The organism is Citrobacter freundii complex sp. 2024EL-00216 (assembly GCF_043945515.1).
GTDB classification, from domain to species: Bacteria; Pseudomonadota; Gammaproteobacteria; order Enterobacterales; family Enterobacteriaceae; genus Citrobacter; species Citrobacter portucalensis.
The window spans coordinates 19901-36784 of record NZ_JBIMRA010000030.1; the positions used below are offsets into that span (position 1 = coordinate 19901).

Consider the following 16884-nt stretch of genomic DNA (forward strand, 5'->3'; position numbering starts at 1 on the left):
TTTCCTTATTTCATCTGATAATCGTTTGCAGAAAACGCTCCTTTAAAAGATGGCTCTTCTGCATTTAACTGCTTTTCTCGAAAAGCAGCCTGTAGCATGTTCTCCTTGTATTCTGCAAGATCGCGCTGCTTATCGCGATACATTTCATACTGAAATTTGAGCTTCTCGAACTTCAGGTTCTCCAGAGAGACAGCATTAGTCGCGTCCTGCGTAGCTTTTGTGTCCTTCGCGTTTTTAACCTGGTCGATAAGGTCTTTCATCGACTGGTTGTCGCTACGCAGCTTTTCTTCAAGCTGATTACCGTACTCAACCCCTGCCAGCTGGGACAGGAACGTCGCTTCACAGCCCCGAACCTGGTTACCTGTGTACCCCAGCCCTTTACAGGTATCCGTTACCTTGTAGTCGGAAAGCAGCGATTTAGCCTGCGCAGAGAGCACAGCATCAGGGTTTTTAATGTAGTCATCGATAAATGCATTACCCTGGTCGTAAATCTGTGTTAGTTCCTTACTGACAGACTGTGCGTCCTGAACCAGCCCCTGAACGTCACGGATACCTGTTTTCGTTAACAGCTCGTCCTTATAGGCCGTAAGCTCGTTCTCCCACTGTTTGGCCTCTTTTACCCACTGCGCCGCCGTATCTAACGCTGACTTTGCATCATGCACAATCACCGCGCTACCTATAGCAAAGGCGCTTGCCGAGCAACAGATGAGCGTTGCGGCCAGAAATTGTTTTTTCATCATATTCACCTTAATTAATTCCACGATTGGCACGTTCAAGATAGATATCAATCCAGTCTTCCGGTTTCATCCCTTCTTTCCAGATTTCATCGAACAGCTCCAGCTGCTCCGTAGAAGCACTTAAAATCGGGAGATAATAAGCGGCTTTACCCAGATCTAACTTTGCAAAGGCTGCAAAGTCATCGCGTTCGCCCTGCCGCTGTGGGTTTTTGACCACCATGAACTGACGCGAAAGCGGGTCAATAGCTTTAATTTTGTCAAAATAAAGCTCTTTTACCTGTAGGCCGTCGACATATTCCCCACGCTTGGCTTTAGGATTTGCAAGATAGATATGTGTGGCACACTGTTCACGAACAGCAGCTGCTATCGGCGTTTTAATCAGCTCATCCGGCGACTGCGTAGCGACAACGAGCACCATATCCAGCTTACGTCCAGTCTTGAGTTTGTTATAAACGAAATCCCTGAAAGCATCGTTGTTCAGCCACTGCCAGAACTCATCCATATAAATAATGAGTCGTCGGCCGTCGGCCAGCATTGTTACGCGATAAATCAGATAAAACGAAGCTACCGGGGCAACAACTTTATCATCCAGAAATTCCGTACCATCAACACCAAAAACATCCAGATTGGATACGTCAAAAGTATCTGTGCGATTATCAATGACCCAGCCGTATTCACCTCCCTGTTTCCACGCTTTAAGACGAGCCTTGATACCATGACGCTTAGTTTCTGCATCATCTGGTTCAAGAATAAGCGGAATAAGTTTACTGACAGGGAATGAACGATCTTCCCTTGCCATTAAACGCTCAACTGCATCTGAAATCAGGCCGTTCTGGTAATCATCCAGGGTATTGTTATTAAGCGTACAAATCAGTCTTATCAAATCCTTCATAAAAGCGATGTTACGCTTGGTTGGCTTCAGAGCCGCTGGATTCCACCCGGTCGGTGCGCCACCCTTAACCCGGTAATATTCACCTCCCATAGCGCGAATGCCGACTTCACCCGCCCTGTCTTTATCAAAAAAAACAGTGGTCAGTTTCCTGACCTTTCGGTTAGACGGAAAGGACTCCGGCGCACCGTACTGTTGTACGGCGTATGCTTTCGTCATTAAAAGGACAGTTTTACCTACGTTTGATGTCCCAAGAATTTCCGTATGTCCCAGCGTTGGGTTTTTACCAAAGAAATTCTGGTTTTCCGTGGTCATATGGTAGTTGAGGTGATAAATATCATTACCAGAACCGCGCAAGGTAATTAATCTGTCACCCCAGGTATTCCCTTTTTCTTTCCCTGTAAAGAAGTTATGGAAGCTTTCCATTTCAGCAAAATTAAGACTGCTAAGGGTACACAAGCGAGGGCGCAAGTTATAATTACCCGGTAACTGAGCAAAATACGCAGCCCCAAGACTCAGGGTCGAATATGTGATAATAAGCCCAAGGTCTTCAAGGGTTGTGGTCACTATATTGGTGTCTTTAACCAGACGTTCCGGCGTGTCAGCAAAAACAATCAGCGTCTGGTGACTCTTACCAAAAGAGTTGTAACCACTGGAAACCATATCCAGACCAACATGCAAATCAGCCAGCAATGATTTAGCCGCATCATCAGTCATCTCAAGCTTATCAATCTGATCGTCCAGCGCCTTGATGGAGGCTTGCTTATCCATCGTAGTGAAAGACGATGTAAAGACATATTCAACAGGGAGATACATCAGCGCATCAAAAATTCCGGCGTCCGTCTCCTGAAAGTAATCCTTTATTTCAATGCACCGGAAATATCTGGCGTGATCAGAAGCTGTAATTTGCCCTGCATCGTTACCGAAAAACAAGTCTTTACCGCCAAGATAAGTATAAAAAGGACTATTAGTTACTCTTACCTTTTGAAACTTCCCGGATAGCAGATACTGAAAAAGGGAAAGTTGGTCAGAAAATACCTTGCTATTTTCTTCAAACAAACCAAGACGGCGAGAGTGGAACCTGGACAGATAAGTATCAAGTCTGCCACAAATTTCGTTCATGTCGTTAATGGGTTCATCAAAAATATTTTTATTCCGCTTATTCCTTGAAAGAAAATGTGAAACTTTATCTTCAGCATTGAAAGGCTTATAACAGACTGTCAGATAAAGTTTGTTTTCAAAATATTCAGGCTCAGAAAGAGAACGGTAATAATCATTCATAACCCGGTTAACAAATGGGATTTTACTGTTAAATGAAGACTGAACCTCTTTCTTTACACGAACACGGTGTGTGTAGAACGTCACAGGCTTACCCTCAAAGCTTCGAATAAGCGTGTTGAGTTGGTCTGTCAGTAACGTCAGATCCTCCTCATCAACACATTCAAAGTAAGCGCCGTCAATATGCCAGGTAGCCAGCAAATCACGGCTTTTTGTGACGATTAGATTATCTGTGATATGAGAAGAGTACGGTATCAGCTCCTCAATAGAAGACTGGTCTTTCAGCTTCATAAAATTGTCCACTCTGGAAATATCAACTTCATCATACTGGCTCCCCGCATAATGGACGGCACTGAAGCGTTTGTTTGACAAGGGATGACCTTTGATTACAGTTCGTAGATAAAGCAGGTCAAAGAAACGCTCATCGATCTGTGTTACTCGCTTGATGGCATACCACCCTGGCAATATGAGTGCATACATTGCATCATGAATCCATACACCAAGTAATACAGAAATAAGGCACATTCCAAGGAAGGGGTAGAGCGGAACGCCCAACCCCCGGATTAAAGCGGGGCGTGTCAGCCCTTTAAAAAGAGTACTCATATTTACGCCCCTGAGATTAACTTATGACAACCAGTCCGGTACGTAAGGAGCAATGATAAAGATAATCATCCCGATAATCAGAGGATAAATCCATGTCATATGTTGACGTGCAAACAGCGCAATATATGCAATACCTAAGCAAATAATGGTGATTGCTGGTTTTCTCAAGTCAGTAAGGAAATCAATGATCTTTTGTAAAAAACCGGTAGTCTTTGTAGATACATCATCAGCAAAAGCTGGTTCCGCAACACAAAGCATTAAGGCAGCCATAAAGACAGTGAGTGTTAAGTAACGTTTATTCAGTTTCAACATCGTTTGTTTCCTTTTCATCTGATACGGTGCCACGCATGGCATATTTTGGATAAACAGTAGTTTCTTTTCGCGTAATGTCCTGTGTTGCAGTCTCCTTTCCTATTTCATCCTTAACCGATGGAACAGCCCATACCTTTTTGTTGTCTGGACGGCTATAACCAATACGCTGCGTATAGCTCGTATTATTAAAATTTAATTCAGATTTTTGCCCCGTTACAAAATTTCCAGAGTAATAACAACTAAGAGCGTTTTTTAAACTCCCTCCCCTTTGATAGCAATCAAGCATGATTTTTTCGAATACGGTAAGGTTTGTACACGGCGAGAAAAGTTTTTCTGCATTGACGCCATATTTAGAAAAATTAGTGCTTGTTATTTGCATAAGACCCGTTGAATAACGGTGATTTCTAGCTTCAATTTTTTTTATTATGCTTAGTGCATCCTCCTTAGAACTTGGGAAATAAGAAATTACGCCACTATCACCGGGCTTACGCTCACCTTTCGGTATAATCTCGGCTATAGCATAAGGATTAAAGCCAGATTCAACCCTTGCAACTTCATGAGCAGTATCAGGATGAACGCTGGCGGCGCATTGCATAGCAAGCGCGATAAAAGCTGAGGTAGATAACATTGATTACTCCCGGCCAGAACAGCACGGAACAGATCGGCAGAACGATTACTCTTCGGAGTCCATATCGGCTCCGTTTATGAGTTCATCTATTGCCTTTTGTGAACATGTTTTAATGAGATACTGCACAAAACCAGAGTCAGAAATACGCCTTCCCCGGCGGTAGCTAATCTCAACAGCGATTCGCTCAACTTCATCACGAACGTCAGAAGGGAGATAGAGGGTATTACGTTGAGGCTTGCGCTTGCTTGAAGTCTTTTTTCTGGTAACAGTCATTTTTCTTCCGTTTCATTTTGTGGGTTAAGCTTTTTTCTGTGATGTAGTTGAGCATGGCTATACTTCTCTTCCTTGGATCATCCATCAGCATTATTTCCACCAAACGGGGGGCGTTAGTATGGCTAAGTTGATTCCGTTCTCCTTGTTGTACGTTAAATATTTCCTCATCAGGTACAGGTAACGGCTCTCCACCAAAAGCAATAAACCGCTGAACATAAGGTAATGCGGTGATAGTAGATGAGTGAATTTTTTCAAAATCGGCCTGGATGAAAAGATACCCTGGGAAAAGTGGTAACAGCCTTTCTCTGAACGAGATTTGTTTATCCGGGCGACGATACTTTTCTGAAATCATAGGGCAGTAGTAAGAAAAGTTATGCTGTTCAAGATGGGAGAAAACAGCAGCAAACCTCGTCGTAGTAAATTGCAAAACGTACCATTTCATAGATTTTTCCTTTCATGCGCTCTCTCGACTCGGATGACCCCGAAGTGGATAAGAAAAAGAAAAAGGACAAATTTTAATCTCGAAGTGACTTTATCAGCTACTTGTGCTGCTTTCAATCCGTTAAGTAGATCTTTCGATCGCCATAACTTCATATCGCACTTTGTTTATGCTGCAAAAATAACAATATTAAGATGATTTATCTTTATATATTACAAAAGACAGATCAAATGATCGTGATGGGATCTTTTCACAGATGACTTAACTAAAATTTTAAGCTGTAGTTGGTTTTTCTTTAAAATGGAGTTCGTGATAAAATAAATCGATCTTATTCAATGAGTTACAAGTGCTTTTGAAATTATCCTAATTTGATACCAATCTTCATCTTTTGTTCGTTCTGGAGCATCGCTTGTTTGATTTGGATGAACTGTTTCATCTGGAGCTGCTGCTTCTGAAGCATTGCAGCACTGTTAAGCACCAGTTCTTTACTTGATGAAGGGGTTCTATCGATACCTTTAACACCAAGATTATCAAGCTTCCACTCGTTACGATGGACTGTCTTCCAGCCATGTTGAACACCATGTTTATCAAGTGCAGGTATTTTTACTTCCTTTTGACCGAGTTTTTTAAGCTTAACAAGATCGCCCTTCTTAACATTTTCTCGTGATGTAAGATCGCCAAAATCAGCCCCCCAGTATGTCTTTTCAACCCCCTTGTTAAGGGTCTTCAGTTTCAAGAAATGCTGCTTCGGCTTCGTTTTATCATGCTGGTAATGGTCATAACCAACATCCACAACCTCATAAACGCCCTTCTGTCGCTTAGGAGCGGTACTGTGAGCATCCCTGATAGACTGATTAAGTCCTTGCTGCTGCCTGTGTGTTGCCTTAACGTCATAACCTTTAAGTTTTAGCTCTTCGCAAAAACCAGTTCTAATCTCCCTTAAATCCTTCTTTCTTATATCGGTACGCTTTCCATCTTCATCACGGATACGGAAAACAACATGAACATGAGGATGGTCTTTTTTATCGTTATGATACCCAAGAACAAAGCGATGGTTTGGATACTTCTTGTGCATCGTTTTTCTGACTGACTCAAGCAAGTCTTCTGGTTTCACTTTTGCAGAGACAGGCGGTGAGAACACGATATTTTGTGTCACCTTTTTATTTTCTTTACCCTTATCGTTCATTACATTTTGAGGGTCGTTTGCACGATCTACCATGTGCTCTTTTGCTTCCTGTATCTCGTCACCTTTCCATACCTGGCCGCTTTCACTCATCACGGGCAATTCTGATTCCCGGCTCATATAGTCAATACTGTTTCTTATCCCTTGTCGGGTGATTGCACCGCCTGATATTTTTACAACCACTTCCTTACTGGCACCCTTTCGGTTGATACGTTCCTGTACGTTACGCTGATAGTTCTTACCACCATTTTTCACTTTATGGGCAAAAGCAGATTTGCGGCCAGCTTCAGAGGATTTACGTTTTACCCGGTATTCTTTATCAACGGAAACGCCCATTATTACACCTCCACCTTATTAGATACAGTTCGACCTTTGCATAACATTATGTAGTTTTCAAACTCACTTTTAAGATTAATGATTTCTGTTTTAAGCTTTTCTGCATCCTGATAGAACCCATCTTTATCAAGAACTCTTGCCTGATCATTAAGGATGATGTAGTGAAAATTCCGGCCTACTTTATCGATAGCATTGCGACACCGATTCATCATAAGAAGTTCTTGATCAAAGAAATCCAGTTCATTATCTAAGGTGGTCTGAATACGGTAGCGGCACTCTCTGGACAAAGTCCATCCATGACGCTTTGCGGCTTTTTCTATTTTATTCCGCTGTTTCATTGTTAAATACATTGTAGTTTTGATAAAATCATTAGTATCTGGCATAAAGTTATCATTATCATCTTCTGTTACTTTGCTTTTAAGTAAAGCACTGGCAAGCAATTTCATGCCTTTAGCAACAGTTAAACCAGGCTCATCTGGATAAATAACCTTCAGACATTCAAGTAGATTATCATGCTGTTTTTCTTCTAGTCTGAAATTAATTTGCTTCATAAATCCTCCAACAAGAACCGACTGTAGGTCACCGGGCAAACGAGTAAAATGCTAGCATTTTGCGGCGTTTGCCCTATCCTGCATCGCTGTGATCTAGTACTAGTCTTGAATTGTGCTTCAGCGTCGAGGAAAAAGCAAAACTGAAGGGCTGTCATGGCTGAAGGTTTCGCTTGTCTACGACCGGAAACATCTCAATGGCTGTGAGCTATGTGGGATAAGGTTCGCTACGCGAACGGTCTGGCAGGGGGCGCAAGCGCTGTCTTGCAGAGTATATAAAAAAGCACCTCCCGCAAACGGGAGGGCTTCGGCGATTCATGACGTGTGAAACTATTCAGGGTCTGGTGTGTCGCCTACCATGCCCTGACGGGCATCACACAACCAGCGGCGTAAGTTGCTCATTCTTTCCCTGTTTGCGTGGCTTGGTCTTTTCCCTCTGTTTCCGGTTAAAACTCTCCAAACCCTCAGCCCTTCTTTATTCGTCCAGTGAATGACTATTTCACCTTTACTGTTGAATGCAAGGGAAAAACGAACCGCACCTTCTTTTTGTTGATCACTGATAAAAGTTAAAAACTCCTGCTTTGTCATAAAACCTCCAATGTTTCATTTACCAGTGAATCTATGCGCTCGTCTTTCCAGCGCTTTTTTGAGCTGATCCATGAACTCAGGGAATGCAGAGAACGGCATGATGGGAAAGACAGGGCGAGCGCCCTTTTCAACAGCCTGTATTGCTGATAGCATACGTTCCGACATTAGATATTCCTCGCGTGGGAATGAGTGTCACGGTATCAGGTTGCTCCAACAACCTGATACCACCTTCTTTTAAAACATCAGTTTTTATTCAAAAGATTAATCACCTCTCTTTTAGCTTCATTCTGCTCCTTCGTTGTGAAGGCAAAATTGAACCATGATTCAATCTCTCTTAAAACGCCTTCTTTTGACAGGCCACATTCGTTGAACCAGAATGTTACGTTCTTTTTAAGTGAGTTAATCGCGCTAAGTTCGTTGTTATCTACTTCGCGAACAGACAAAGTAATGTAACCACGACCCCGGTTTTTTTCTTCGAATGTATGAATGGCAAGAAAAAGTGTTTCTGACTGGATGAAGGATATGCAGTTTATGGTTTCTTTTTTAACGTTTACTGATTTAAAATCGATGGCATAAGTTTTCATTTTTACTCCCGCCCGTTTGGGCTACTGGATTAAGGCAAGGAATCATTCCTAACCAACAAATTCAGTATACCATCATATGATGGTAATGCAATTATTTTAATCCCTTTCTTTTAGAATTTCTCCACGCTTTACAAGTTGGTAAACAGGATGTTCATCAGCCAGGAGTAAAAGCATTTCATAAGTACCGGCTGCTAAACCGCGTGAAGTTTTTCCGGTAGTTTCTTTAGCCTGCCATGCTGACAAAGTGAAGCCAAAACGATCTGCGGCTTCCTGCTGTGTAAATCCAGCTTTAATGCGAGCGTTTTTCACCTCTTCCGGCGTTGGTTTATCAATCATATTTTTTCACCTTCAACAATGTATCGACACAAAATTGCAATAATATTGGGTCTTCAATTTCATTCTTTACCCTATCAAATTCATCTTTGAAAAAAGACTGCTGATAAACAATCTTTTTTGTTGTTTTCTTTTCAGATTCTTTTGCTCTAACCTTCATCAGTTTTTCCAGCTCGATGAAGATGCGTCCTGAATCTTCAGAAACAACAATTCTGTATGTAACATTACCTTTGTTTTTTCTGTCACTCAGTATTTCATCCATTATAATTACCTTCATAGTTGTTTAATTAAGCCGGATAACTTTACGAGCTGATCTATGTCCAATCCCCGAATCAGGACTTCATAACCATCACCACGCTCTGTCACATGCCCATTCAAACCATTTACAGCTTTAAACCCTGTTAACGTTCCGTGCCAGTTTTCAAGCTTAACAAGTTGTGACAACATGCCTTTCAGTATTTGCCTTTCTTCCCGCTTTTTCTGTAGTTTCTTCTCATACTCTCGCGAAGTTTCAACATCGTGTAATGCATTTATAAGTATTTTCTTTTCAATATCTGCGGCTATCTCTACGGGGTTACGCTGTGGTGATACAGTGCATGTATGACATGGACTACGCCAGTTACGGCTATCCACGCTGCCTATGATAGCTAACCTTCCTTTGTCCATTCGAATGTGTACAGAATAATTTTTAAATCGTGGCGACGTTAGTTTTATACGATATTGACAATCATCCAGCAGGTTTACGCGCCAGCCGTTCCCCAGGATACGGCAGACGATTTCAAAAACAGGCCGATAGAGCAAGAAAAATGATTTCATAAACTCACCTTTAAAGTGTTGGGGGCTTTCGCCCCCGTTTTAACTATGCTCTGTTTTCTACTTTCTGCCTGCCAGCTGCTTTACGCTTCCCGGCAGTGCCGTACATCTCGCGGATTTCATCAATACTGTGTTCTTTTCGGTTCCAGCGGCTCTTATGTTCTTCAGGACGGTAAAACCACTGTTTTTTCTTCGCTGCCCATTTGCAACCTATTTCTTTCAACGTGTCTTTATGTTCGCGAGTTTCCCCACTAATCCAGATCCAGTTGCCTATAACTTCATAAACTAAACCTGATAACCCGGTGAGTACGTTCAACACGCTTTCCATATCGTCACCGTAGTTATAGTGTGCGTTTTCATCGGTGCTCTGAAACGAATTAATTTTATCGATGTTTGCCATCAGAAAATCAAAAGCAGCGTTTACAGCTTTCATCAGTTCAGCGCCTAACGGATTACGGTCTGGATGATATTTTAAAGCCGCTTTTTTATATGCAGCCTTGATATCCTTTTCAGTCAATTCACCAGATAAACCAAAGACGTTTAATGCTTCCTGAATGTTCATGCTTTTCTCCCGCCCGTTTGGGCTGCTGGATTAAGGTAGGGAGCCATTCCCAACCAACAAATTCAGTATACCATCATATGATGGTAATACAATTGTTTTTGATTGCTTTGTAGTGTAAAGACACTATAAAGACAGCGAATGCTTTACGCTGTTGAACCGTGTTTCAAAGAGGCGCGAACTGTTGTCACATTTTGCATACTCGTTACATCGCGCCGGGGACGTTCGCCAGTATTGGCGAACCAACAAGCCTGGATATGAGCAATAACCTCCTCTCCCCTGCTAAGCCAATTTCTGACTATCAGACGGCGTTTAGCCTGTCGCAGTTAGCGCGTGAGCTGGCGAACGGTACGCCGGGGCAGTGTGAAGCACTGGCGCGGGGCGCTGTATCTGCGCGTTATGAGGTGCGTTAGCAGCGCATTACGTGGCGAGTAGCTGAAACCAATTGATGCCTGACGAACTCTGACAGCAAAAAAACAATCAGGCCGCCAGCTGCTGGGCGACAATAGCCAGCAAAAAGTAACTGACCATCATTGCCGGTCGTAAAATTTTGCTGGCATCCCATGTAAGCGGAGTTCACTCCTGGTCAATTTCCAGCTTGTTACGTTAAACGAGCTGTATGCTGTTCTAAGCGGGTTTACCCCGTTCTGCTGAACCCTCGTCGGGGTAAACTCACTTAAAACGCCTCTGAGGGCTTCTGAGTGCGTTTTAGTGCTGGATCTAAAAAGGATCACTCCACGATCCTTTCCCGTTTTTTACGCATAACTTAAAAATCATCTTACTTTTAAGTTATCTTTGCTCAATGTATCTCTTTGATTTAAAAGTTTAAAACATCTATTTTTTTTTAGTTAAAATTCTTCTCACCTTTTCTCAGACCTAGGTGATCGAGAAACGGCACCGCTCGCCGCAGTCTTTGGCTGAGGCGTACCGCAGGAGCATAGCGACGAGGAACGAACAGCCAAAGCGAGGAAGCGGAATATCTGCTGCTCTGACAGAGAGCACGTACACTCAATGGCTAAAATATGAACACCTTATGTTTTGCTCCAACTTCCGAAGGTTAGAAGGATCTATCCTCTGGGTTTATGCTGAGTTATCCACAGGTACTGTGCATTAAAAGCCTTATATATATTTTCTTTTCTTAAAGATCTTAAAGAATTAGAGGTTTTTAATTATCTGATATATATAGGAAAAATAAGCTAAACATGATGGTGGATGCGATGAAACATGATGATAAATGCGATTAAACATGATGGGAAATGCGACGAGGCATGATGAAAAATGCGTTTTACCATGATGGAAAATGCGACGAAACATGATGGAAAATGCGACGCTATTAACAGCTTGATTTAAAAGCTTCATATCTGAAGATCTTTGTATGTGAAGTCATCAAGGCGTGCGTTTTATGAGCACATTGGCTGGAGCCTGTCTGGTTTCGCTGAGTCGCTAAGCGGACAAACATGATGATAAATGCGAATAAACATGATGGAAAAAATAACTTCATCATGTTAATGTGGCTACTCTTTAGTGAGAGGTTTTATGAGAATAAAAGTTATGAAAAATGTAACTGAAAAAACGAAGATTCGTCACAGGAACGAAATAAATAAAACTCTGGCTCAACTTCCATTGGCAGCCAAAAGGGTTCTGTGTCTGGCCTTGGTTTATGTTGATCCAAAAAAAGAAATGAAAATGGGGCAGACCTTTAAAATTCGGGCTGATATGTACGCAAAGATAGCCGGAATACATCCTTCTGTTGCTTATAAGCAAGTCAAGGAAGGTGCTGAATTGTTAAATGTCAGTAAACTTTCCCTTACGGGGAATGATATGAAGGAATTAGCAAAGGAACTTGGTCTTCCAAATTCAAAAAACATCGACCGCCTTGACTTATCGATTACTGATTATTGTGCATATAACCAAAATGAGGGATTTGTAATTCTAAGATTTGGATACACTATCACGCCTTATATATCAAGATTAATTGGGGCGGAAAATAAATTCACAACACAACTAATTGCGTCCTCATTAAAATTGAGAGGGGAGTATTCGTGGTCATTGTATCAGTTAATTAGGAAGAATTACTCAACGTTTAAAGGGAAAAATTCATTTAGCCTATCTCTGGAAGAGTTGAAGGATGAACTTATTGCTTACAATATTGATGATAATGGAGATATTATATATAAGTATCCAGAGTACCCTATATTCAAGCGAGAGGTAATAAATAAGGCTATCAAAGAAATAAAAGAAAAAACTGAGGTGACTTTCCTGTCTTGCGTTGTCGATGAAAAAGAAGGAAGGAAAGTTAGTAAGTTACGATTTGAATACGCTATAGATGAAGATAAATTTGCCGAATCAGGCTCTGATTTTCCTATAGAGTTATTTGACGATGATGATTCTGCTTTTCTTGAGGAGTTTGATAGAAAAGTACCACCCAAAAAGAAATGAGGTGAGTTATGGCTAAAATCTATGATTTCCCGCTGGGCGCAGAGCGAGACAAACTAAGGCATGAAATTGACAGGGAACGTAAAAAGCAACGTAGAGTAAAAACGGGCAATCCGTTTATCCGACACGTTAAATGGTTCTGTTTTTATCTTCGCCTTGTCACAGCTGGCGCACTGCATGTAGTTTCTGTTATTACCCTGGCTGTATTGGGGGCTTTCAGTAAGGCTATTTTCTGGATTGGCGGGATGGTTTGTGTCGTCACATGGTTTCACCTTGAGCGCCAGTTCTGGACACCACATAATTTCACGATCCCTGTTATCGTAAGCCTGTGGGGATTGAGTTTGTTTGCCACTCCCCTAATGGAGCTGATAAACAAAAAAATGCCGTGGTATCGTCTCCTGGTTCCTGATGCGAAAGAAGCAAGCACGGAGACACCTGATGATGAGTCGCGGTGAACCAGTCGCAAGCTGCCTGCTTGCACTGTGCATGTTTGCCTTATACCATCGGTTTAGCATAGTGCGCGATGTGAGTTCTTTTCAATGCGATGCAGGATAGGGCAAACGCCGCAAAATGCTAGCATTTTACTCGTTTGCCCGGTGACCTACAGTCGGTTCTTGTTGGAGGATTTATGAAGTTTGATGTAAAAGAGTTTATTGATGATAAATACGCAAAAGCTATTAATATTTTAAAGGAAAACCTCAAAGAAAACTATCATGTTTTTTATGGGATCAGATTGAGTGAAATTCTTTTTCCTGCCAGTGAGTATGGCTCTGATGCTTTCTTTAAAGAATTTGAATCAATTAACAGTGTAATACTACCATTAGTAATCTTTGATTTAACACAACGCAAGCCAATGATGATTATCAGCTTCGATAAGATATCTGATGCCAGTTTGTTGGCAGGGACGGGTATTGTGGTTCTTGAATGTATGGCCCTGTCCGATCTTCTGACAAATGATAATATTGCTATTTTATATAAAATCTAAGAATCTTCTCTCAGTTTATACTTTCTGCTAGGGTCACCAAGTGTTATCGAGTTTAGTTCATGTGAGTAATGGTGTGTATGGTAATGCGCTGGATTTTTCAGATAATCGGGGAATGATATTATTTTCCCGCAACTAATTGCAGAATAGAACCAGTTACGGAAAGTTTTGTCATTTGTTTTTAGTGCATGTTTTGGAATAAAAACTAATTTAATACTGGAAACGTAATTGACAGGATTAAGTATAGTATATCTGTTTTCTACAAACTCTTTTAAAGCATCTGTAAATTCATATTCTGATGTATAAATTTCTGTCTTATTACTAGGGCGTTTTATCTGGAATATGAATGAATAGTAGTTCTGGTCAAGTATTTCAACGGTGTTTGAATTTATGCTCAGTTGTTCAATAACCGCTTCTCTTTTATACTCTAATTTGTCTCTGACAGATTGATATACAACCATTGCTGCATGATGTGAACCACCACTGTTTGAAGCTACATAGCGGTCAAGCCAGGAGTAATATGTAACATTGATAGAATCGCGAGGGTTGAAACCTTCATGCTCAATGTGCCATATATTATCCTCCCAGTCTGAAATGTTTTCAGCTTTCAGGTTTTTGGCGGGATACATCCCCTCCCCCCATGAGTAAAGGTTTTTGAACCAACTACCATTTATTACCTTGTTCCATCCACAACCGAAACTTTTCGAGGCAGTCAGAGACTGTAATTTGTTAAAATCGAAATCCAGAGAGTGTTTTTTATCTGTAGTTATTATGTTACTCAGAATCTCAGCCAGATCCCTGTCAATATATCTCAGTGAGTATTCGCTAAATATATTTTCAAGCTGCAATATGGTGTCTGCATCCGCTGTAGGTTCAACTAACTTAATATCAGCAAGATTTTTAAACGTTGCAGCGGTCAGCTTATGGTGATCTGTCAACCTGTAGAGTTGACAGATTAATTCGGTTAAATATCTCATAGATTATCATCCATGCTTCTATGGTTAGAATTTTGCTGATTCCAGTAACCAGTGGTTTTTCTGGTTTTCGTCCAGATTATCAAATGCGGCCAGCGCTGCCTTTAGAACGGTTGTCCTGCTCTGTCCTGTTCTGATCGCCTCAGCCTCTAGGATATCGTCAAAGGCTTCAGAAAGCCGGAAATTAACCAGCTTCGCTTTACCTGGTGTTGGCTTCCTTGTGGCTCCAGAGATAAAGCGTGCTGTTTCTGCGTTTGTTGCCTGTTCTTCTGTCGCCGGAACGGTTGGCGTTTTCAATTTTAAAGCCATACAAAATCCTCATTAAAGACACTATCTAAGTGTAAATACTATAGTGTCTTTATGTTGTCTTTACAATGTAAATTTCTATGTATTCGATTGAAATATTTAGATTATCCCTATTTCCTGGGCGACTAATTCTATCTGTGCTTTTGCTGTTGTCAGACTGGAGGCGCGGCTTACATCATGTACCCCTGCCCCTTCATTGCAGGCGCTTTCAAACACATCCAATTCTGACATGCGGTTTTTTAGTGGCTGTATCCAGACGTCGTCTGAGCGTAATAATTTATCCAGCTCAATAGCGGCTTTTCTGTGGCGTGGCTTGCTTGGGTTTATTCTGGTAAGTAGTACCCAGGGTTGCAGGGCTGCGTTTGATTTCTGAGCCATGCGGACTTTCTCGGTTACGCTCGTCAGTGTTTCACTTTCAAAGTCAGATGACGCTTTAACCAGAGTTATCATGATATCTGACACAGTCAGTGCGCTACGGAACTCAAGGCTGTCATGTCCGGGGCAGTCAACGATCAGAACATCGCACAGCTTGCTCAGGCGGTTAATCTCTTTGCTTACATTACCGTATGCCTCGTAGACTGGTACTGTTGGGAGGCTATTCTCCCTGCGTTTTTCATTCCAGCTGATAAGGTCATTGTTCTTATCGGTTTTAAGGATGATTACCGATTTTTCTCTGTTTGCCAGCATAGATGCTGTGTTAGCCGAGTAGGTGCTTTTCCCTACCCCGCCCTTATCTGAAACCACCAGTAAAATTTTTCCCATTTCCGCATCCTCGTATTTACGATGTAAAGCTTTTCATGTCTTTACGGTGTCTTTAACTTATAAAGATATAGGCGTCTTTATAGTGTCTTTATACTCTTTATGTTTTACGATGTAAATAGAGTATAAAGATAAGTATGTCTTTATGTGTGCTTTACATGGTAAAGCTCATTATGGCTTTACGTTTGATTTACACCGTCTTTCTGATGTAACTGTAGGTGACGTGGTCACATAATGAATCATTTCTTTGGTTCGGTTTGAGTATGCCTTTAAAATACCATGCGAAACAGGTACTATATGGTTATGCTTTAATAACCTAAATTGAACTGGTTCGACATTGTGACTCATACCGTACCGCAAAGCTTTGTCCGGGCTTATTTACGCGCCTCAACATCTGAACAAGACGCTTCTCGCGCACTCGCTGCGATCGATAGCTTTGCTGATGAGCGTGGCCTTAACATCTGCAATTACTACATCGAGAATGAATCTGGTTCGCGGCTCGACCGACCGGAATTATTCAGACTGCTGAACGACTGCCGACAGAACGATATTCTCCTCATTGAAGATGTTGATCGGCTTTCACGCTTAACTGGTGAAGACTGGAACAGCCTGAAGAAGTTGATTCGCCAGAAGGATATTCGAGTGATGGCCATCAACGTACCGACAACCTGGATTGCTTCAGCGAGCCATGATTTTGATAGTCGCATGTTTGCTGCAATCAACGATATGTTGCTTGATATGCTGGCTGCTGTGGCTCGTCGTGATTATGAACAACGCCGGGAACGTCAAAGGCAGGGGATTAATAAAGCTCAAAAGGAGGGAAAATATAAGGGGCGTCAGGTCAATCAGGCTCGATACGATGCAATTAATCGGTTGCTCGATAGCGGTAGTTCTTGGAGCCAGGTTCAGAAAATTATGGCCTGTAGTCGAGGGACAATTAGTAGTGCTGTAAAATCGAGGGAAGATAAACGTGCTTTGAGTAAGTAGTTACAACACACAAGAAAATGTCTACCCGTCCTAGCTGGTTGGCTTGTGTGATTGTTCAATAGGGGTCAGTTTGGATATCGAAAATTATTGGGCACTGTTGCAAAGTTAGCGATGAGGCAGCCTTTTGTCTTATTCAAAGGCCTTACATTTCAAAAACTCTGCTTACCAGGCGCATTTCGCCCAGGGGATCACCATAATAAAATGCTGAGCCCTGGCCTTTGCGTAGTGCACGCATCACCTCAATACCTTTGATGGTGGCGTAAGCCGTCTTCATGGATTTAAATCCCAGCGTGGCGCCGATTATCCGTTTCAGTTTGCCATGATCGCATTCAATCAC

The 16884-nt window shown here is 41.8% G+C and carries 23 protein-coding genes; 5 read left to right on the forward strand and 18 right to left on the reverse strand.

Annotated features, from left to right (window positions below; genetic code table 11):
- Positions 1 to 5 precede the first annotated feature (5 nt).
- The 14 genes from ACHHZ7_RS23040 to ACHHZ7_RS23105 all read right to left on the reverse strand — a co-directional run bounded on the left by ACHHZ7_RS23040 (position 6) and on the right by ACHHZ7_RS23105 (position 10106).
- Positions 6 to 737 (reverse strand): type IV secretion system protein, encoded by a 732-nt coding sequence (locus ACHHZ7_RS23040; protein WP_395149213.1) that lies wholly within the window; start codon positions 735 to 737, stop codon positions 6 to 8.
- 10 nt (positions 738 to 747) lie between these two features.
- Positions 748 to 3507, reverse strand: a complete 2760-nt coding sequence (locus ACHHZ7_RS23045) for a VirB3 family type IV secretion system protein (protein ID WP_044715159.1) — start codon at positions 3505 to 3507, stop codon at positions 748 to 750.
- Positions 3508 to 3528: 21 nt separating this feature from the next.
- Positions 3529 to 3819: a TrbC/VirB2 family protein gene (locus ACHHZ7_RS23050; RefSeq protein WP_044715156.1), complete on the reverse strand. Its 291-nt coding sequence runs from the start codon at positions 3817 to 3819 to the stop codon at positions 3529 to 3531.
- Positions 3803 to 4447, reverse strand: a complete 645-nt coding sequence (locus ACHHZ7_RS23055; RefSeq protein WP_047389758.1) for a lytic transglycosylase domain-containing protein — start codon at positions 4445 to 4447, stop codon at positions 3803 to 3805. The genes ACHHZ7_RS23050 and ACHHZ7_RS23055 overlap by 17 nt, the downstream gene beginning before the upstream one ends.
- A 223-nt stretch (positions 4448 to 4670) precedes the next feature.
- Positions 4671 to 5162, reverse strand: a complete 492-nt coding sequence (locus tag ACHHZ7_RS23060; protein ID WP_044715152.1) for a transcription termination/antitermination NusG family protein — start codon at positions 5160 to 5162, stop codon at positions 4671 to 4673.
- A gap of 355 nt (positions 5163 to 5517) precedes the next feature.
- The gene (mobP1, locus tag ACHHZ7_RS23065) at positions 5518 to 6678 is read right to left on the reverse strand and encodes a MobP1 family relaxase (RefSeq protein ID WP_044864205.1); all 1161 of its coding nucleotides are present in this window, start codon (positions 6676 to 6678) and stop codon (positions 5518 to 5520) included.
- 2 nt (positions 6679 to 6680) lie between these two features.
- Positions 6681 to 7229 carry a DNA distortion polypeptide 1 gene (gene ddp1, locus ACHHZ7_RS23070; RefSeq protein WP_045282359.1) on the reverse strand — a complete coding sequence of 183 codons (549 nt, stop codon included), beginning with the start codon at positions 7227 to 7229 and terminating at the stop codon, positions 6681 to 6683.
- 327 nt (positions 7230 to 7556) lie between these two features.
- On the reverse strand, positions 7557 to 7814 hold the full coding sequence (locus ACHHZ7_RS23075; RefSeq protein ID WP_044715147.1) for a hypothetical protein: 258 nt from the start codon (positions 7812 to 7814) through the stop codon (positions 7557 to 7559).
- Between the two features lie 15 nt (positions 7815 to 7829).
- A complete protein-coding gene (locus tag ACHHZ7_RS23080) occupies positions 7830 to 7979 on the reverse strand; it encodes a hypothetical protein (protein ID WP_162852120.1) in 150 nt (49 codons plus the stop codon).
- A gap of 77 nt (positions 7980 to 8056) precedes the next feature.
- Positions 8057 to 8398 (reverse strand): hypothetical protein, encoded by a 342-nt coding sequence (locus ACHHZ7_RS23085; RefSeq protein ID WP_059347451.1) that lies wholly within the window; start codon positions 8396 to 8398, stop codon positions 8057 to 8059.
- 96 nt (positions 8399 to 8494) lie between these two features.
- A complete protein-coding gene (locus ACHHZ7_RS23090; RefSeq protein ID WP_044715143.1) occupies positions 8495 to 8734 on the reverse strand; it encodes a hypothetical protein in 240 nt (79 codons plus the stop codon).
- Positions 8727 to 8993 carry a hypothetical protein gene (locus ACHHZ7_RS23095; RefSeq protein ID WP_044715141.1) on the reverse strand — a complete coding sequence of 89 codons (267 nt, stop codon included), beginning with the start codon at positions 8991 to 8993 and terminating at the stop codon, positions 8727 to 8729. The genes ACHHZ7_RS23090 and ACHHZ7_RS23095 overlap by 8 nt, the downstream gene beginning before the upstream one ends.
- A gap of 11 nt (positions 8994 to 9004) precedes the next feature.
- Entirely contained in the window at positions 9005 to 9547 is a 543-nt protein-coding gene (locus ACHHZ7_RS23100) for a hypothetical protein (protein WP_047389752.1), read from the reverse strand.
- Between the two features lie 43 nt (positions 9548 to 9590).
- On the reverse strand, positions 9591 to 10106 hold the full coding sequence (locus tag ACHHZ7_RS23105) for a DnaJ domain-containing protein (RefSeq protein ID WP_044715137.1): 516 nt from the start codon (positions 10104 to 10106) through the stop codon (positions 9591 to 9593).
- Positions 10107 to 10297: 191 nt separating this feature from the next.
- Between ACHHZ7_RS23105 and ACHHZ7_RS23110 the strand changes: the two genes are divergently transcribed.
- The 4 genes from ACHHZ7_RS23110 to ddp1 (ACHHZ7_RS23125) all read left to right on the forward strand — a co-directional run bounded on the left by ACHHZ7_RS23110 (position 10298) and on the right by ddp1 (ACHHZ7_RS23125) (position 13524).
- The gene (locus ACHHZ7_RS23110; RefSeq protein ID WP_044715134.1) at positions 10298 to 10516 is read left to right on the forward strand and encodes a hypothetical protein; all 219 of its coding nucleotides are present in this window, start codon (positions 10298 to 10300) and stop codon (positions 10514 to 10516) included.
- Positions 10517 to 11654: 1138 nt separating this feature from the next.
- Complete coding sequence (locus ACHHZ7_RS23115; RefSeq protein ID WP_226852979.1) at positions 11655 to 12542, forward strand: replication initiation protein; 888 nt, start codon at positions 11655 to 11657, stop codon at positions 12540 to 12542.
- Between the two features lie 8 nt (positions 12543 to 12550).
- Positions 12551 to 12994, forward strand: a complete 444-nt coding sequence (locus tag ACHHZ7_RS23120; protein ID WP_045282357.1) for a hypothetical protein — start codon at positions 12551 to 12553, stop codon at positions 12992 to 12994.
- Positions 12995 to 13167: 173 nt separating this feature from the next.
- Positions 13168 to 13524: a DNA distortion polypeptide 3 gene (gene ddp1 / locus ACHHZ7_RS23125; protein WP_044715127.1), complete on the forward strand. Its 357-nt coding sequence runs from the start codon at positions 13168 to 13170 to the stop codon at positions 13522 to 13524.
- Here the strand turns inward: ddp1 (ACHHZ7_RS23125) and ACHHZ7_RS23130 are convergent.
- From ACHHZ7_RS23130 to ACHHZ7_RS23140, 3 genes are all read right to left on the reverse strand, one after another.
- A complete protein-coding gene (locus tag ACHHZ7_RS23130; protein ID WP_047741502.1) occupies positions 13521 to 14498 on the reverse strand; it encodes a DUF6685 family protein in 978 nt (325 codons plus the stop codon). The two genes, ddp1 (ACHHZ7_RS23125) and ACHHZ7_RS23130, sit on opposite strands and share 4 nt — an antisense overlap.
- Positions 14499 to 14522: 24 nt before the next feature.
- Complete coding sequence (locus ACHHZ7_RS23135) at positions 14523 to 14804, reverse strand: hypothetical protein (protein WP_015256852.1); 282 nt, start codon at positions 14802 to 14804, stop codon at positions 14523 to 14525.
- A gap of 96 nt (positions 14805 to 14900) precedes the next feature.
- Positions 14901 to 15563, reverse strand: coding sequence for an ArsA-related P-loop ATPase (locus tag ACHHZ7_RS23140; protein WP_044715119.1), 663 nt, complete (start codon positions 15561 to 15563; stop codon positions 14901 to 14903).
- A 336-nt stretch (positions 15564 to 15899) separates the two neighbouring features.
- Between ACHHZ7_RS23140 and ACHHZ7_RS23145 the strand changes: the two genes are divergently transcribed.
- Positions 15900 to 16547, forward strand: coding sequence for a recombinase family protein (locus ACHHZ7_RS23145; protein WP_024262784.1), 648 nt, complete (start codon positions 15900 to 15902; stop codon positions 16545 to 16547).
- Between the two features lie 142 nt (positions 16548 to 16689).
- Here the strand turns inward: ACHHZ7_RS23145 and ACHHZ7_RS23150 are convergent.
- The coding region (locus ACHHZ7_RS23150) for a DDE-type integrase/transposase/recombinase (RefSeq protein ID WP_134390872.1) at positions 16690 to 16884 on the reverse strand (195 nt) is incomplete at its 5' end.

Bases quoted from the DNA above. Each gene is read 5' to 3' on its own strand.
- ACHHZ7_RS23080 (WP_162852120.1), bottom strand. From the start codon at position 7,979: ATGTCGGAACGTATGCTATCAGCAATACAGGCTGTTGAAAAGGGCGCT.
- ACHHZ7_RS23060 (WP_044715152.1), bottom strand. From the start codon at position 5,162: ATGAAATGGTACGTTTTGCAATTTACTACGACGAGGTTTGCTGCTGTT.
- ddp1 (WP_044715127.1), top strand. From the start codon at position 13,168: ATGAAGTTTGATGTAAAAGAGTTTATTGATGATAAATACGCAAAAGCT.
- ACHHZ7_RS23120 (WP_045282357.1), top strand. From the start codon at position 12,551: ATGGCTAAAATCTATGATTTCCCGCTGGGCGCAGAGCGAGACAAACTA.
- ACHHZ7_RS23115 (WP_226852979.1), top strand. From the start codon at position 11,655: ATGAAAAATGTAACTGAAAAAACGAAGATTCGTCACAGGAACGAAATA.
- ACHHZ7_RS23140 (WP_044715119.1), bottom strand. From the start codon at position 15,563: ATGGGAAAAATTTTACTGGTGGTTTCAGATAAGGGCGGGGTAGGGAAA.
- ACHHZ7_RS23050 (WP_044715156.1), bottom strand. From the start codon at position 3,819: ATGTTGAAACTGAATAAACGTTACTTAACACTCACTGTCTTTATGGCT.
- ACHHZ7_RS23040 (WP_395149213.1), bottom strand. From the start codon at position 737: ATGAAAAAACAATTTCTGGCCGCAACGCTCATCTGTTGCTCGGCAAGC.
- ACHHZ7_RS23090 (WP_044715143.1), bottom strand. From the start codon at position 8,734: ATGATTGATAAACCAACGCCGGAAGAGGTGAAAAACGCTCGCATTAAA.
- ACHHZ7_RS23085 (WP_059347451.1), bottom strand. From the start codon at position 8,398: ATGAAAACTTATGCCATCGATTTTAAATCAGTAAACGTTAAAAAAGAA.
- ACHHZ7_RS23105 (WP_044715137.1), bottom strand. From the start codon at position 10,106: ATGAACATTCAGGAAGCATTAAACGTCTTTGGTTTATCTGGTGAATTG.
- ACHHZ7_RS23075 (WP_044715147.1), bottom strand. From the start codon at position 7,814: ATGACAAAGCAGGAGTTTTTAACTTTTATCAGTGATCAACAAAAAGAA.
- ACHHZ7_RS23130 (WP_047741502.1), bottom strand. From the start codon at position 14,498: ATGAGATATTTAACCGAATTAATCTGTCAACTCTACAGGTTGACAGAT.
- ACHHZ7_RS23095 (WP_044715141.1), bottom strand. From the start codon at position 8,993: ATGGATGAAATACTGAGTGACAGAAAAAACAAAGGTAATGTTACATAC.
- ACHHZ7_RS23055 (WP_047389758.1), bottom strand. From the start codon at position 4,447: ATGTTATCTACCTCAGCTTTTATCGCGCTTGCTATGCAATGCGCCGCC.
- ACHHZ7_RS23100 (WP_047389752.1), bottom strand. From the start codon at position 9,547: ATGAAATCATTTTTCTTGCTCTATCGGCCTGTTTTTGAAATCGTCTGC.
- ACHHZ7_RS23045 (WP_044715159.1), bottom strand. From the start codon at position 3,507: ATGAGTACTCTTTTTAAAGGGCTGACACGCCCCGCTTTAATCCGGGGG.
- mobP1 (WP_044864205.1), bottom strand. From the start codon at position 6,678: ATGGGCGTTTCCGTTGATAAAGAATACCGGGTAAAACGTAAATCCTCT.
- ACHHZ7_RS23135 (WP_015256852.1), bottom strand. From the start codon at position 14,804: ATGGCTTTAAAATTGAAAACGCCAACCGTTCCGGCGACAGAAGAACAG.
- ddp1 (WP_045282359.1), bottom strand. From the start codon at position 7,229: ATGAAGCAAATTAATTTCAGACTAGAAGAAAAACAGCATGATAATCTA.